Origin of the sequence: Ahrensia sp. R2A130 (assembly GCF_000179775.1) — a bacterium.
Lineage (GTDB): Bacteria > Pseudomonadota > Alphaproteobacteria > Rhizobiales > Rhizobiaceae > Pseudahrensia.
Genome location: NZ_AEEB01000022.1, coordinates 22,008 through 36,864 on the forward strand (window position 1 = coordinate 22,008; position 14,857 = coordinate 36,864).

Sequence of the window (14,857 nt, forward strand, 5' to 3'; positions counted from 1 at the left end):
ATCGCCAAATGACAGTTGAGGTTTGGCGGCACAAACGACAACTAGGTTTTAAGAGTTGTCGACCATCAGTTGCGATACCCGCTCATGCGATATGGGCAACACGCCTGTAGTCGCTCGGTGGAATGCCCACATTGGTGGTGAAGAAACGAGTGAAACTTGCTTGGGATGCAAACCCCAAATCGTAGGCAATGTCCGTCACCGTCGAACGCGTCCCCATAAGGTCGTCAATCGCCTGCTCGGCTCGTAGTGTGTTGAGATACAGGTTTGGCGTGATGCCCATCTGCTTCTTGAAAAGTTTGAAAAAATGTGGCCGCGACAGACCAGATTCCTTTGCCAGCCAGTCGATCTGCATGTCTTCGCGAAAACGCTGCTGCATGAGCCCGATTGAGCGACGAACACGGAAATCGAGAAACCCTCTGCCGAACCGGCTAGCAGTGTCATCTCGCTGGCCGCAGGTCCAACTCTGCTCATAACATTGCCGTGTGGTTTCGAAGAGAAACGGATCGAATAGGTCTGAACTTTCTTGATCCATCAGCAACGAGGTAAGGCGGTTTACCCAACTGGAAACCACAGTGGTGACGTCAATGCGGGCGCTGCCAAATGCGAGTGCGAAATCGTTGGATCGGTTCTGCTCCAGAAACCAGTTTGGCTTCACATAGAGCGTCAACGTGATGAGCGGATTAGCTGGATCTTCGATCTCGAAATTATGCGGTGCCCATGGCGATACAGCCACGCCACGGTTTCGATCTATGGGGTGAACCTCGTCACCAATCCGAACGCGCCCTGCACCACCATCCAGCCAGAAGATGAGATGCGCTTCGCGATGCGCGTGCGTAATTATAGGTTTGTCCAACTCGTAAAGAGCTGCACGGCCAAACTCGCCGTGATGGACGGAAATTGCTCCACTCATGTATTCCTCCCACGCCAGCGGCTCCCAAACGTGCCAGCGAACCAACAGCATCGGGCGCAGCGCCGCTAAACGTCAAGGTTGCGGAGGGACAATGCGATCACAAGGCATGAAAGGAGACTTTGAGGTATGGTAATTTTTGCAAGAGTTACGGCTCCACATAGGCCGTCTTTAGAACAGTGTAGAACTCCGCCGCATGGCGACCTTGTTCTCTGGGCCCCATGCTGGAAGCCTTTGTTCCGCCAAAGGGAACATGATAATCTACCCCTGCCGTTGGCAGGTTTACCATCACCATACCAGCGCGAACAGAACGTCGGAAATGGGACGCATATTTCAAGCTGGTGGTGCAAATTCCAGCGCACAGACCAAACTGCGTATCATTAGCCACATATAGCGCCTCTTCATAATCGCGCACGCGCATCACGGAGGCAACCGGCCCGAAGACCTCTTCACGGTTGATCGTCATTTGTGGCGATGTATCCGTCACCAGCGCTGGCGTCATGTAGAAACCGGGACGTCCACACTCGACACGTTCACCACCACCTCGAATGGAACCGCCCTCGCCTCGTGCGGTTTCGATGTAGCGAAGATTGTTGGCCAACTGCTGTTGATCGACGACCGGGCCGATAGTCGTATCATTATCAAGCGCGTGGCCAACCTTGAGGCCACGCATCCGCTCCAGACATCCTTCTACAAAACGAGAATGAACGGACTCGGTGACGATCAACCGAGACGATGCGGTGCAACGTTGCCCGGTCGAGAAGAAGGCGCCGTCAATGGCACAATCGATTGCCTGATCGATGTCAGCGTCATCCAGCACAACCAGAGGATTCTTACCCCCCATTTCAAGCTGAACCCGTCTCATATGTTTTGCACAAGCAGCAGCTACTCGAGCTCCCGTGGCCTGCGAACCGGTAAATGAGATCGCATCAATCCGAGGGTCTTCAAGCATCGCAGCACCAACGATAGACCCTGCCCCCATAACAAGATTAAACACACCATCGGGAAGACCGGCGCGCTGCAAAATATCGGCAAGCATCCATGCGCTGCCTGGCACCAGCTCTGCAGGTTTCATGACAACGGCATTGCCATAACAAAGCGCAGGAGCAACCTTCCACGCCGGAATTGCCATCGGGTAGTTCCAAGGCGTGATAATGCCCACCACTCCCACCGGCTCGCGGGTAACGTCGACTTCAACGCCAGGGCGCAACGAGGCAAGCTTTTCGCCACTGATGCGCAAAGCCTCGCCTGCAAAGTAAAGAAATATCTGGCCGGCGCGCCTCGTTTCCGCAACCGCCTCGCGACGGGTCTTGCCCTCTTCGCGTGCCAGTAACTCGCCGAGCTCATCGCTGCGGTTGAGTATCTCGTTGCCTGCCTGCGCTAGAATATCATGACGCGCCTGAGGCGTGGTTTCGCCCCATCGCGGTTGTGCTGCACATGCCGCTTCAATGGCATCGCGCATATCGTCGGCATCTCCCTGCGCGTAATGGCCAATAATCTCATTAGTATCAGACGGATTAACGTTGGGGCTTGAACGCCCGCCGCTCCTCCATTCGCCTGCAATCAGCATACCTTTAACGTCAGTCATATCGCGATATCGCTCCACTAAAACAAAAGGGCCCCGAACCGGGAGTAGGTTCGGAGCCCAAAGAGCTGCGTAAGATCTAAGTGATCAGTCGCATTTGAGAATGTCGCGCGATGGAAGTCCCAAAGCCCGAAATTCTGCTTCGTCCATGCCAAGTGTCTGGTTCACATTTTCCGCCATAGCGACCATGTTATTGGCCAACGTGCCGTCGGCTTGTTCAACCACTTCGGTCACGAAATTCGTGCCGATAGCCTGACGGTTACCGTCCAACTTGATCATGCCATTGGGCGCGTCGAGTTCTAGTGAACCGAGGCAGCCACGAAAGGCCGCGTGGCCGTCGGACAGATCACCGTTAACGGTGTTAAGGCACTGCAGCGCAGCATTAGTGGCATTGTAGTAACCGGTGGCCAGCAACGACGGGCTGGGGAAGCGTTTCTCAGGCGGGAAAGCGTCCTGATAAGCCTTCACATAGGCCTGCCATTTCGGGTTATCCCAAGTGTCAGCCTGTGGTCCGGATGATGGCGTGCCGATCAGCGCGTTCTTGGCGTTACCTTTTGCAGAAAGCACCGTGCCATCAACCATGATCGAACCACCGATCAGGTTCGCGTCACCGCCAGCCTGTTGGTACTGGTTGAGGAAGTTGACGGCATCACCGCCACCCAAGCCCAGATAGATCGCATCCACATCGTCTGGAAGCGATGCAATGATCGAACCGAAATCCTTAGTACCAAGCGGGACCCACTGGCGTTCAACGATCTTACCACCGGCTTTGCAGTATCCCTGCGCGAAGCCGAGGAAGTTGGTGTAGGCGAAGGAATAGTCTTCCGCGACCGTCGCAACGGTCTTCCAACCTTTCTTGTCGAACACATACTCACCAAGACCAGCACCCCATTGCGCACCGTCCATATTGAAGCGGAAAAAGTTTTCAGCAGGGTCCACAAAGGTCGTTTCCTGCGCACCAGAAATGCCGTTGATGATCGTTGTTTGAGGTTGCGTCTTGGCGTAGTCGCGCAAAGCAATACCTTCAGAACCTGAAAGCGGGCCAATGACAAAATCGACCTTGTCCTGCTCCACCAGTTTGCGGGCACCGCGCACGGCACTGTCCGGGCTGGCGTCTGTCGACTGAATAATCAGTTCGATCTCTTTGCCGGCAGCTTTACCATCCGCCTGTTTCATTGCGGTCTGAAGACCACGAATTCCGTCCTCACCAAGGACAGTGTAGGTACCTTCCAGCGTGGCAAGTACGCCAATTTTGATTTTGTTGCTGTGGGCATCGGCCAGTGCAGCGCTTGTTGTCAGCGCAAGTGCTGCAACGGAAACGCTCGTCAAAAGAAACTTTTTCATTCAATCCTCCCATGGATGCTCAGCACAGCGCGCTTTAGGCGCATCTGTGTCAGCCAAAAGAGTGGAGGATGCCGCCATACAGCCGCATGGCGTACAGTTACACCGCATACCGCCAAGTCTTATTATCAGAGCTTTCAGGGACGTTATTGCCCAGCAAACAGCATGAGCAGTTCGTGATCGGTGGTTATGGGTCTGCAGGATGTGCGATCTAGAGCAGGCATCAACTCGGTGATTTGTCCAGCTTGAGCAATGCGCTGGATCTTTGTTTTGATCACGGTGATGTTGAGACCCAACACTCCACTAAAACCAACCCACTCTGTTCAAAAGGGTCTGACGCAGACACAACGATGTTGAAAATAGCCTGTTATCGGCATCAAATTGGATTTCAGACTATGAGATAGAAAACCAATTCTTAGCGTGGCGAGAAACGTAGTTCGCGACCTGGTCCGGAGCAGTGACCGGTATCATGTGTCCGCTGCCCTCCAGAAGTTCGACGTCCCATCCATAAAGATCATGCTGATCAACACCATGCTCGTTATGGTCGAGCAGTGAGTCCTTTGTTCCAAAAATGATGGCAATCGGCACACTTATGTCTGCGTAACGCTCAACCATTACCGGCAGAGTATCAAACAGACTGGTGAAATCCATTGAGGTCGAACGAAAGCTTTGAGGTCTTAAGCCTAGGAGACCGCCACCGCGTATTCTGAAATCTTCCGGAACAGGCTCCGGCTTAAAAATATATGCCAGTGTTTTTTTAGCGCGAAGAATGGAAATTGGAACTGCCACCGTATGCGCCACAATCTTCCGAATGGTATCGTTGCGAATGGCCAACGCGCCAAACACTTCCGGAACATTCTCGCTTGCCGCGGTTAGCGGCGCGACCAACACAGCGCCCCTGATAGATCCGGCATGGTCCAGCGCAGTGGCGAGTGACACCGCTCCGCCCATCGAATGGCCAACGAGAACCGGCCGGTCCAGTTCAAGTGCGCCGATAAGATCCGAAACAGCCGTCGCATGCTCATGAAGGGTGGCCCCACCACCGCCGGATCGTGTCGAGTAGCCCGCACCTATGCGGTCCATAGTGATGACTCGGAAGTCTTTGGTCAGACGTTGCGATAGAGAATGGGTTAGATTGCGCAGCTGCCCGCCAAGGCCGTGAATCAGCACCAACGACGGGAGAGCCGATGCGTTCGGATCACCATCGGCGCTATCAACATAGTGAAGCTTGTTACCATTCACTTCTAGGAAGCGACCGTCCGCAGGCACCAAAGCCTCAACCTTCCGCCGTGTGCGTTCAGCAAATGCGGCAAGGCATGCAGCTAGGATCGCAACAACCAGACAAACAAACAGCAACGTGTTCATGGCCCGCCAGTGAAAGGCGGGGTGACAACAATATCCACATCCTCAGGCACATTTGGATCAGTGATGCCATCATCAACGAAATCGTCGATAGGATCGATCGGGATTTGTATATCTAGCTGACCTGACCCTTGTGAGCCTGTGCCTGTCAGACCGGTAGGGTTGACCGGCGGACCGTTGGGGGCAGAGCGCAGGAAGAAGTCGAGATAGTCCTGCATTTCCATAGTCAGTTTAAACGGTGCGCTGGGTGTGGCCCCCGCGCTTGCAACAAAAACAGCGTATCCAGGCTGTGCAATCTGGCGCGATCCACCAGAATTGGAGATCACTATGGAGCCAGGACGATCAATTGTGTTTCGAGATTTTCCCGGGCCCCGCAGAATGACAATGCTCGCAGCCTGCTGATCAGCACCCACAGTGTTCAGTCCGGCAAGGTCAGCAAGCGCAATTGCGTCGATACCGACGATACCTTCAAAGAAGGTACCGCGAATGCCAATGGTGGCTGATGGCGTCGAGACGGATGCATTGGTGGGGTTAGCCTTGCCGATGTTACCCGACATGAAACGGAACGCCCCCTTGGTCACGCGAGCGGCAAGTTCACCGGAATCCTGTGTCGGGTCGTAGATGAATTTGGTGATGGTCAGATTGGCATTTTGGCCGACGGTAAAGGTTGTGCGGTCCACCAGAAGTATCTGCAGCGCACTGTCGTCTTTGGTCAGCACCTGATCTTGCAGGCGGATGGAGTCGCGCACCTTTGCAACGCGCTTCGTGCCAGTTGTGGTCACAAAGACATCGCCCCGCACAGCGGCGGACGTGCCGATAGATGGTGCAGCATAGGCCGCGGTGGTTGTGAAAATTGCCGCAGTGAGAATGAGGCTTTTGAAGCGGGTCATGGTGCGTGCTCCCTTTCTCAAAACGCGAAGCGTTTGGTGAAGAGTATGTCACCGGAGACATTCTCGATATCGAGCAAGGGAACATTGGCGTTCTGATGAGAATAAGTGACACCCACTTGCGCGACTATGTCACCGATAGCTTCTGTCAGCTCGAAGCCGGACTTAGCGAACAGGGTGGAGAGTGGCACGCCAACGGCTGCACGGGCCTTCACCAAAGTTTCCTCGCGCGCACCGGTGGCAGCGCTTGTGTAGAAATTGTCGAATGTGTCGTAATCGGTCCGGGTGGCTGCCAAGCTAGTGTCTAGATACCATCCATCTCCAAGCAGGGAGAACGACCGCAAACGGACGCCGTGTCGATTGTAGGAGTAGCCGTCAAAATCCGCGTTTTTGTCAGCCCATAGACCGGTGAGCGTGAATGTCTGGCGGTCAGTGGGTCGCCAGCGAAATCCGGCACGCACTTCATGACGCCAACCATCGCGTTGACTTCCGATCGTTGAGAAATCGGTCACTCTGTAGTCTTCGTAGGATGCGCGATATTTTGCGAGCGCTGTCACGGTATCTGACAAGGCAAAAGATGTATCCACACCAGCGCCCCACTGATTGCGAAATCTATCATCCTGCAGCCAGGTCGTGCCATAGTGGATGTAGGGCGAGACGATAAAGGTACGGCCATTGAAAACCACGCCTGCTTTTTGCTGGGAGCCCAGGAAATCGGCCTGATCACCATCTGCAAAGATGTTTGTCGCACCAACCGATTGAAAGAACAGATAGTCTCCGGGATTAGTGGGGATATCGTATTCCACGCGGAAGCGCGACGACCCGGTAAAACCAAAATCAGACTCATCGTCGGGATCTGCCACCCCATCGCCTATGCGATTAGGATTGGAGTCGACACGCGCGCCAAGTGAAAAACGTGATGTTACTCGCAGCCGTTTGTTCGCCTGCTTGGCCAGTGCCAGATATTTGACGCGATCTTTTTCTTGTGCCGCGCTGAGCGGGCGGTTCTCCAAAATGCTCAGCTCGCGGATAGCGCCCTGCATGTCGGCTAGCCGGTAGAGCACAACACCATAATAGAGCCGGACACCATCCCAATTTGGGCGTGACAGAAGCAACCGTTCCAAAGCAGCAGATGCCTGCTGCAGCCTGCCGGAGCGAACCTCTTGTTGGGCGTAGTCAAGATTAAGTTGGGGATCATCCGGCGCTGCAAGAACCTGATCGAAGGTTATAAGGTCAGCGGTCGCACTTTGCGCCGAAGCGTCATTCATCGCAGTCGTCGCAAGCGAGAGGGACAGGACAGCAGCAGCCACGCACTTGCCAAGCTGTTGCTTGCCAATGCGCTTGCATACGGTTGTCGTCACATGACAATCTTGCATCATAATCTTGCCGTTCCCGAGTTCGGCCCCTGACGAATTGGGTACGAGGTCTGCGTTGGACGAGTCAATGAAAGCAGCTACATGAGCGACCCGACCACTCCTGTCTGTGTTGAATCACACAGGCGATGAGGCTTCTGCGCAACAAATTTGTCTCGGTTTGGCTGTTTGGCTTGTTGGCGGCACTTGCAGTTTGGTCCATGGCATTCTGGCCATCCAAGCCTTTGACCACATTGGATACTTTAGCCTTCGATAGCTATCAGCGGTTGAAGCCGCGTGCGTGGTCCGGCTCCGATGTGGTGGTGCTCGATATTGATGAAGCTTCGATCCGCCGTGTCGGGCAATGGCCTTGGCCCCGCACGGTCATCGCAGATGTGGTGCTCCGTTTGCAGGAGTTGGGCGTTGCTGCAGTCGTCTTCGACGTCATCTTTTCCGAAGCAGACCGCACCTCGCCATTAAGAGCAGTGGAAGGACTGACACAAGCGGGAGCGCAAGTGTCTTTACCCGCCAAGACCGACATTCTCGACAACGACCGCGTTCTGGCAGACGCCTTTTCAAACGTCGCGGTTGTGACTGGCATGCGTTTATCATCCAGCTCCGATCAAGCAGCGCCTGCGCCCAAGGCAGGCCATGCCGTCTCAGGCACCGTGCCGGAAAGGTTGATGGGAAAAGGTCTTAATGCCGTCCGCAATCTCCCAATACTCGACGCGGCGGCCACGGGTATCGGTGACGTGAACTACGACCCAGAAGAACAGTTGGATGCAGTGGTGCGCCGCGTCAGATTGGTGATCGGCAATGACGGCAAGTGGTACCCTTCGCTTGCAATGGAAACCCTCCGCGTCGTGCAGGGAGCCGGAGCTTTCATTCTGAAAGCCAGTGATGCGTCAGGAGAAACAGCGGGAGGCGAGACCGATCTTGTGGCGGTGAAGGTAGGGGCATTGGAGGTGCCGACGGATGCCGACGGGGCAATCACTATCTGGCATTCTTCACCCGACGTGAAACCTACGATCACCATGCGGCAACTGCTTTACCCTGATGAGAACGACCTGAGCGATGATGCGCTGGAAAAAGCCGTCGCCAACCATATCGTTTTGATTGGTACGTCAGCTGCCGGTCTGCTGGATCTTCGTGCCACACCTTTGGCACCGCTTGTGCCAGGCGTGACCATCCACGCTGATATTCTCGACCAGATCATATCCGGACAGTTGATAGCGCAGCCAGACTACGGCCCGGGCGTTGAGCGGTTAGTGGCAATTTTTCTGGCACTTATCCTTTTATGTGCCATGCCTTTCCTGCCGCCTCTCGGTGACGGGCTCGCGGCTTTAGTAATGGGAACGGGCACGGTGCTTAGCTTCTGGTACGCATTCGATGTCCACGGGCTGCTGTTCTCCCCCGTATTGCCATTGCTGACTTTGGCTGCTGCCTATATTGGCGGCGTCGCTGCAGACTTGTTGGTGACGGAGCGCCAGGGCAGGTTCGTCCGTACGGCCTTCAGTCACTATCTCGCCCCCTCCCTTGTGGAGCAATTAGCGCAAAATCCGGACTCGTTGAAACTCGGTGGTGAGGAGAAGGAACTAACGATCCTGTTCTGCGATATCCGCGGCTTCACCACCCTGTCCGAAGGACTCGATCCGACAGCGCTGACCGAACTGCTGAACGACTTTCTGACGCCGATGACCGATGCACTGCTGAAGCGTGGCGCGACGATCGACAAATATATGGGTGACGCCATAATGGCGTTCTGGAACGCGCCGCTCGACACACCGGACCACCGCACAAAGGCCTGTGCTTCGCTGCTAACCATGCGTTCTGAACTAGCGATCATGAATCAGGCTTCAGCGCGACCCATCGAAATTGGTATCGGCCTCAACACTGGCGCATGCTGCGTAGGCAATTTGGGATCGTCGCAACGTTTCAATTATTCCGCCATCGGGGATGCCGTGAATGTGGCCTCACGGGTGGAGGGTCAGACGAAACTCTACGGTCTCGACAATTTGGTTGCAGAAGAGACGCTGGAAAACGTCACCGGTTTCGCCACCTTGGAAATAGATACACTCGGCGTCATAGGCCGTGATCAACCGCTGACAGTCCACACAGTTTTAGGAGATGCCGCTTTATCAAAATCTCCTGCTTTCAACACTTTATCTCAAAGCCACACTCGAATGATAAATGCGTGGCGCTCCGGAGACATGGAAGAAGCTCTGATAGCCATGTCGCAGGCTTCAAGCGCAGCTGCGGATGCACGAGGCACTACAGCAGAAGAAGCCACAGACTTCCCCTCACTGGACAAGCTCTACGCTCTGTACGCAGAGCGCATCGATAAAATGATTCAGATCGGCATCCCTGCCGATTGGGACGGAGTGTATCGGGCAACATCCAAATGAGAGGCTTGCTTCAAACATCATCCGCACAAAGACTGCGCCAACACCGACCCGAAGACTCGATTCAAAAGGTCTATAGCGAAAACGGCATCGCCCGTTGACCTGCGACCCGACTTTCCTCCAGTCATATGGAGAATTCGTCGGTTGATTGCTCTGGGACCGAAAGTTGGACCGATGTCCGGTAGAGTTTCCGAGCTTCGATCACGGTGACGGGCTGGTTGCGCCACCGGGAATATGTATGTCGATCGGGACCTTGTATCCGATCAAGCTGTGAGGCCGGACCTCGTTGTAGTCTCTACGCCAAGCATCCAGCTTTTCAGCCGCATCTGCAAGCGTCATGAACCAGTGGGCGTTCAGACATTCCTGTCGGAACTTGCTATTGAACGCCTCGATGAAGGCGTTATCCGTCGGCTTGCCAGGCCGTGAGAAGTCGAGCGTGACCTTATTCATATAGGCCCATAGGTCGAGATCGCGCGAGATGAATTCGCTGCCGTTATCGACCCTGATCGTCTTTGGATAGCCGATCTCTGCGCAGACGCGTTCGAGCGTTTCGACCACGTCAGGCCCTTTGTAGCTGAAGCATGGATCGGTGGCTGGCGAGTAGCGTGAATGGGTGTCGACGATGGTCAGGATCCGCAGCTTACGCCCAGTTGCGAGCTGATCGTGGACGAAGTCCATCGCCCACACATCGTTTGGTTCGACGGCCGTCTCACGGTCATCTCGAAGCTTCGCCTTCACCCGTCGCTTAGGCTTTTTGTTACGCAGCTGCAGGCCTAACTCCCTGTAAATACGATGCGTCTTCTTCATATTGATCGTCCATCCCTCGCGCATAAGCATCACATGCACGCGACGGTATCCGTAGCGTACGCGTGTCTCGCAGATCTCCTTAATACGGCGTTCCAGTGGGGCCTGACCGGGTCGACGGGACTTGTAGTGGTAGGTCGAGGTGTCGAACAGAAGCGCCTTGCACGCGCGCCGGATCGACACTCCCCAATCCACCAACATCCCGTCGACAAGCTTGCGCTTCCGGGCAGGCCTCAGAGCTTTCGACGGATGACATCCTGCAGCATCTCACGGTCTAGCGTCAGGTCAGCGACGATCCGCTTCAGACGACCGTTCTCATCCTCCAAAGCCTTCAGCCGGCGCATCTCGTCCGGCAGCAGACCCTTGTACTTCTTGCGCCAATTGAAAAACGTCGCCTGACTGATCCCGGCCTTACGGCATATCTCTGCCACCGGCGTTTCATCATCGCCTTGCTTCAAAATGAACGCCTTCTGCGCGTCCGAAAAATTGGATGCCTTCATGGCTTCTGCTCCTTCTTCCAACCAAGAAATTGAAGCCGAAAACTCTAACCAAATTCGATCCAGTTATCTTGGAGCAGGTCAATTCCTATCGCCCTCCATCGTGGAAACGATCTGCACCGGTCAGCAACCGCCTGAACTGACCAGCAGGAAGGTGCTGGACATCGGCATCCCCGATGACTGGACCGGGCAGGCACAATTGTTCCAACTGGCATAGGCCATTCTATCAGCTGGTCGGTTTAACTGGCCGCAGTCCAACGAGCGCGAACTCTCCGAAATCGCAGATGCTAGATGCGAGAATGCTCACCACGCGCTCTACATCTCAACACCGAAACTCATGATCGTTCCCAAAGGGCACTGGGTGACAGAATTTTATTTGACCAACACCAGCAACTTGGGACTGACGATCTACGCGATCACCGCCGCCGCAGATTCAGAGTAACCAAAACCACACCCACTGAAATCGCGGTTTGAAACTGGAGGGAGGGAATTCGGCCCTACCGCGAGACGAAACAGAGATCGTTCGAATCCGCTCACGCGTAAGGCATCGAAAAGTCGACACAATAGCGCGCTCTAGAGAAAACCCAGCAATATTAGAGATTAATGGCGGAGAGACAGGGATTCGAACCCTGGAGACGGTCACCCGCCTACACACTTTCCAGGCGTGCGCCTTCGACCACTCGGCCACCTCTCCGCAGGTCCCATGGGACCGAGGGCGTTATACATGGGCGGGCGCATCATTCAACCGCAAAAGAGCACTGAAAACGATGGGCTTTGCAACCGCTGGCGATTAGCAGTGTTGCATTGGTGAGCGCAACGCCCCATTTCTGATAAGCGCTCACGAATGCACCGACAATTGAAAGAGAAAAGAGCCGTGTTTTCCGTTTTGCTTCGAGTGGTTGGCCTTGCAGTGTTGGCGTTCGCGCTGGTTTTAGCCGTGCTCGATCTAACACGCTCCATTTCTGCTGCTGCCCCTGTGGTGACGCCATTGGCCGAGCTTTGGCAAACAACCAGTGCAGGCACGTTCGAATGGCTGCAAACGACTGTTACAGGTCTCCACGCTTTGCTGTGGGACCCGACGCTACTGTTCGTGCTGCAACTTCCCGGCTGGATTGTTTTCTTCGCCATCGCCATGCTCATGATGTGGAGTGGGCAACCAAAAAATGACCGCTTCGGTCGTTTCGCCAGCCGCTAGACCAAGTACTTTTTGAAAGGCTCCTGACATGTTTCTCATCGACCGCCTGACCTCGAAAATGAAAATGCCAACCAGCGATACGGCTCTGCCCGGGCGCACCAATGCCATACCCACCGCCGACACGCATTTCGTCAACGGCCGCTCCATCACCGCTGAAGTTCCAGAAGGTATGGAAGAGGTCTATGTGGGCATGGGCTGCTTTTGGGGCGTCGAACGCCTGTTTTGGGAACAGCAAGGCGTTTGGGTTTCTGCCGTCGGCTACCAAGGTGGTGCTACACCGAACCCGACCTATAACGAAGTTTGCACTGGCCTCACCGGCCACAACGAAACGGTGCGCGTGGTTTTCGATCCTGCCGAGATTTCGTTCGATGCGCTGATGAAACTGTTCTGGGAAACTCACGATCCGACACAGGGCATGCGGCAGGGCAACGATACCGGCACGCAATACCGCTCCGGCATTTACACCACATCAGCCACGCAGAAAGCTGCTGCAGAGGCCAGCCGCGATGCCTATCAGGCAGAACTGACGAAAGCAGGACGCGGCACCATTACAACCGAGATCACGGATGCACCAGAATTCTTCTATGCCGAAGAGTCCCACCAGCAATATTTGGCGAAGAACCCCGGCGGCTACTGCAACCTCGGCGGCGTAGGCGTTGCCTGCCCTGCGCCCGCATTGACAGCATAGCGCGGAGGGCTGACGCCCTCCTCCAAGCGCTATTGGTTGACGCTGCAGCCTATTGTGCCACGCCCTCGATAGCGCGGAACGACGGTGTCGCGATGCGCCCTGTGGGCTGCTGATAGGCAACAGCGCCGGCTGCTACCGCTGGCGTTCCCGCGGTTCCGGGCGCGGCCAACACCGCTCGGCACTGGCGCGGCAATTGCGCTAAAGTAATCTGGCGCTTTGGCTTGCGCGGTTTCGGCTTCACACCAGGCTTTGGCTTACGGCGCGGGCCGTATGCAACCTTGAACCAATAATCCATCGTGGCCTTATCGCAGCCCATGGATGGCACCCGACGCTGTGGCTTGCAGCCTGTGGAACCAGCTGGGCAGCCGATACGAATGTGAAAGTGATAATGGTGGCCGAACTGCGCCCGCACTTTCTTGAGCCATGCTGGCCGGTCTGGGTTCTGGCGGCACAATTCCTGCTTGATGGTGGGATGCACGAAAATACGCTCAACATTGCGGTAGCGCGCAGCGGTACGAATGATACCGGCATGAGCGCTGGTGAAGCGCTTTTTGTCGAGCTTTTGATTGGTCAGCTTGCCGTTTCGACTGGCCAGCATGGACGTAGCCGAAATGTTCTCGCGTTCCTTGTTGGACAGGCGACGGTTCGGCATGGGTGTCAGCCAGACATCAGCATCGAGACCGGCCTGGTGGGAGGCGTGACCGGACGTCATTGGCCCACCGCGCGGCTGCGTAAGATCGCCGACAAGCAGACCGTTCCAACCGACTTTCTTTCCATCGACGGAAAGCTGTTCAACTAATGAGATGAGTTCAGGATGCGCCCAATGACGGTTGCGCGAAAGACGCATGGCCTGCCAGTTCGGCCCGTTGTCAGCGAGTTTTTCGGCACCTGCGACACAGCCCTTGGCGTAGGATCCATAAACGGCAGGCGTCATTTTTGCGCCATCGCGCTTTGCGCCAAACAGGTTTTTAGCGGGCGTCGCGCCGTAAGCTACGCTGGTGAGAGCCAGCGGCACGGCCAGCGCACCTGAGATCAAAATCTTGAATTGGACCATCGAAATGTTTCCCCCGAAACAACTGCTTCGGTTCGAACATTACGATGAATGCGACAGCAATGCGACGCCCCTCACAACAAGAGGCGTCGCTGAGTCATATCTGCATCAATGGGTGCGGGACACTTATTTTCCAGGTTGTGGAACGACACGCAGATACGGGCGCACTTCGTTCCAACCATCTGGGAACAGCTCTTTGGCATCTTCATTGGAGACGGCTGGCACGATGATGACATCTTCGCCCTGCTGCCAGTTCACAGGTGTTGCCACCTTATGCTTCGCGGTGAGCTGCAGCGAGTCGATGACGCGGATGATCTCGTCGAAATTACGGCCCGTGGACGCGGGGTATTGCAGCGACATTTTGATTTTCTTGTCCGGCCCGATCACGTAAACGGAACGCACCGTCATGGTGTCGGAGGCGTTTGGGTGGATCATGCCGTAAAGGTCAGCCACGGTGCGATCATCGGCAATCAGCGGAAAATTCAGCGCGGTGCCCTGAGTGTCTTCGATGTCTGCGGCCCAACCGGCATGCTCTTCCAATTTGTCGACGGAGAGGCCAAACACGACCACGTTACGCTCGTCGAACTTGTCCTTCAGTTTAGCTGTATAGCCCAACTCGGTGGTACAAACCGGTGTGTAATTCTTGGGGTGCGAAAACAACACGGCCCATTTTCCGTCGATGGCTTCGTGAAAATTGATTTCGCCTTCGGTGGTCTGGGCAGTGAAATCCGGCGCTTCATCGCCGATCAGCAGAGCTTTGGTCATGGGGCAATCCTCGTTGTTTGT

The 14,857-nt window shown here is 55.3% G+C and carries 13 protein-coding genes and 1 tRNA gene; 4 read left to right on the forward strand and 10 right to left on the reverse strand.

The window, feature by feature from the left end; all coding sequences use genetic code 11:
• Positions 1 to 82: 82 nt before the first annotated feature.
• The 6 genes from R2A130_RS13545 to R2A130_RS13570 all read right to left on the reverse strand — a co-directional run bounded on the left by R2A130_RS13545 (position 83) and on the right by R2A130_RS13570 (position 7,461).
• On the reverse strand, positions 83 to 910 hold the full coding sequence (locus R2A130_RS13545; protein WP_040306147.1) for an AraC family transcriptional regulator: 828 nt from the start codon (positions 908 to 910) through the stop codon (positions 83 to 85).
• Between the two features lie 145 nt (positions 911 to 1,055).
• The gene (locus R2A130_RS13550) at positions 1,056 to 2,495 is read right to left on the reverse strand and encodes an aldehyde dehydrogenase family protein (RefSeq protein ID WP_009465079.1); all 1,440 of its coding nucleotides are present in this window, start codon (positions 2,493 to 2,495) and stop codon (positions 1,056 to 1,058) included.
• Between the two features lie 84 nt (positions 2,496 to 2,579).
• Complete coding sequence (locus R2A130_RS13555) at positions 2,580 to 3,836, reverse strand: ABC transporter substrate-binding protein (RefSeq protein ID WP_009465080.1); 1,257 nt, start codon at positions 3,834 to 3,836, stop codon at positions 2,580 to 2,582.
• Between the two features lie 390 nt (positions 3,837 to 4,226).
• On the reverse strand, positions 4,227 to 5,102 hold the full coding sequence (locus tag R2A130_RS13560; protein WP_247869280.1) for an alpha/beta fold hydrolase: 876 nt from the start codon (positions 5,100 to 5,102) through the stop codon (positions 4,227 to 4,229).
• Positions 5,103 to 5,194: 92 nt separating this feature from the next.
• Positions 5,195 to 6,085: a FecR domain-containing protein gene (locus R2A130_RS13565; RefSeq protein ID WP_009465083.1), complete on the reverse strand. Its 891-nt coding sequence runs from the start codon at positions 6,083 to 6,085 to the stop codon at positions 5,195 to 5,197.
• A 17-nt stretch (positions 6,086 to 6,102) separates the two neighbouring features.
• Positions 6,103 to 7,461: a surface lipoprotein assembly modifier gene (locus tag R2A130_RS13570; protein ID WP_009465084.1), complete on the reverse strand. Its 1,359-nt coding sequence runs from the start codon at positions 7,459 to 7,461 to the stop codon at positions 6,103 to 6,105.
• Positions 7,462 to 7,583: 122 nt separating this feature from the next.
• Here R2A130_RS13570 and R2A130_RS13575 point away from each other — a divergent pair, with 122 nt between their 5' ends.
• The gene (locus R2A130_RS13575; RefSeq protein WP_009465085.1) at positions 7,584 to 9,839 is read left to right on the forward strand and encodes a CHASE2 domain-containing protein; all 2,256 of its coding nucleotides are present in this window, start codon (positions 7,584 to 7,586) and stop codon (positions 9,837 to 9,839) included.
• Positions 9,840 to 10,037: 198 nt separating this feature from the next.
• Here the strand turns inward: R2A130_RS13575 and R2A130_RS13580 are convergent.
• Positions 10,038 to 11,140 (reverse strand): IS3 family transposase gene (locus R2A130_RS13580; protein WP_156798538.1). Its coding sequence is split into 2 segments (ribosomal slippage): positions 10,038 to 10,879 and positions 10,879 to 11,140, totalling 1,104 coding nucleotides; the frame shifts between segments, so codons are not numbered across the junction.
• On the opposite strand from R2A130_RS13580, the gene R2A130_RS13590 reads away from it, so the two are divergent.
• Positions 11,139 to 11,354 (forward strand): hypothetical protein, encoded by a 216-nt coding sequence (locus tag R2A130_RS13590; protein ID WP_009465088.1) that lies wholly within the window; start codon positions 11,139 to 11,141, stop codon positions 11,352 to 11,354. The two genes, R2A130_RS13580 and R2A130_RS13590, sit on opposite strands and share 2 nt — an antisense overlap.
• A gap of 387 nt (positions 11,355 to 11,741) precedes the next feature.
• On the opposite strand, the gene R2A130_RS13595 is transcribed toward R2A130_RS13590, so the two are convergent.
• Positions 11,742 to 11,831: transfer RNA gene (locus R2A130_RS13595), tRNA-Ser, on the reverse strand.
• Between the two features lie 180 nt (positions 11,832 to 12,011).
• Between R2A130_RS13595 and R2A130_RS13600 the strand changes: the two genes are divergently transcribed.
• Positions 12,012 to 12,332 carry a hypothetical protein gene (locus tag R2A130_RS13600; RefSeq protein ID WP_009465089.1) on the forward strand — a complete coding sequence of 107 codons (321 nt, stop codon included), beginning with the start codon at positions 12,012 to 12,014 and terminating at the stop codon, positions 12,330 to 12,332.
• A gap of 28 nt (positions 12,333 to 12,360) precedes the next feature.
• Positions 12,361 to 13,020, forward strand: a complete 660-nt coding sequence (msrA, locus tag R2A130_RS13605; protein WP_009465090.1) for a peptide-methionine (S)-S-oxide reductase MsrA — start codon at positions 12,361 to 12,363, stop codon at positions 13,018 to 13,020.
• A 49-nt stretch (positions 13,021 to 13,069) separates the two neighbouring features.
• Here the strand turns inward: msrA and mepA are convergent, their stop codons facing one another.
• Both mepA and R2A130_RS13615 read right to left on the reverse strand, forming a co-directional pair.
• A complete protein-coding gene (gene mepA, locus R2A130_RS13610; protein WP_009465091.1) occupies positions 13,070 to 14,074 on the reverse strand; it encodes a penicillin-insensitive murein endopeptidase in 1,005 nt (334 codons plus the stop codon).
• Positions 14,075 to 14,197: 123 nt separating this feature from the next.
• Positions 14,198 to 14,836 carry a peroxiredoxin gene (locus tag R2A130_RS13615; RefSeq protein ID WP_009465092.1) on the reverse strand — a complete coding sequence of 213 codons (639 nt, stop codon included), beginning with the start codon at positions 14,834 to 14,836 and terminating at the stop codon, positions 14,198 to 14,200.
• Between the last annotated feature and the right edge of the window lie 21 nt (positions 14,837 to 14,857).

Coding starts and splice junctions, on each gene's coding strand:
- msrA (WP_009465090.1), top strand. CDS start 12,361: ATGTTTCTCATCGACCGCCTGACCTCGAAAATGAAAATGCCAACCAGC.
- R2A130_RS13545 (WP_040306147.1), bottom strand. CDS start 910: ATGAGTGGAGCAATTTCCGTCCATCACGGCGAGTTTGGCCGTGCAGCT.
- R2A130_RS13615 (WP_009465092.1), bottom strand. CDS start 14,836: ATGACCAAAGCTCTGCTGATCGGCGATGAAGCGCCGGATTTCACTGCC.
- R2A130_RS13555 (WP_009465080.1), bottom strand. CDS start 3,836: ATGAAAAAGTTTCTTTTGACGAGCGTTTCCGTTGCAGCACTTGCGCTG.
- mepA (WP_009465091.1), bottom strand. CDS start 14,074: ATGGTCCAATTCAAGATTTTGATCTCAGGTGCGCTGGCCGTGCCGCTG.
- R2A130_RS13570 (WP_009465084.1), bottom strand. CDS start 7,461: ATGATGCAAGATTGTCATGTGACGACAACCGTATGCAAGCGCATTGGC.
- R2A130_RS13565 (WP_009465083.1), bottom strand. CDS start 6,085: ATGACCCGCTTCAAAAGCCTCATTCTCACTGCGGCAATTTTCACAACC.
- R2A130_RS13590 (WP_009465088.1), top strand. CDS start 11,139: ATGGCTTCTGCTCCTTCTTCCAACCAAGAAATTGAAGCCGAAAACTCT.
- R2A130_RS13575 (WP_009465085.1), top strand. CDS start 7,584: ATGAGGCTTCTGCGCAACAAATTTGTCTCGGTTTGGCTGTTTGGCTTG.
- R2A130_RS13550 (WP_009465079.1), bottom strand. CDS start 2,495: ATGACTGACGTTAAAGGTATGCTGATTGCAGGCGAATGGAGGAGCGGC.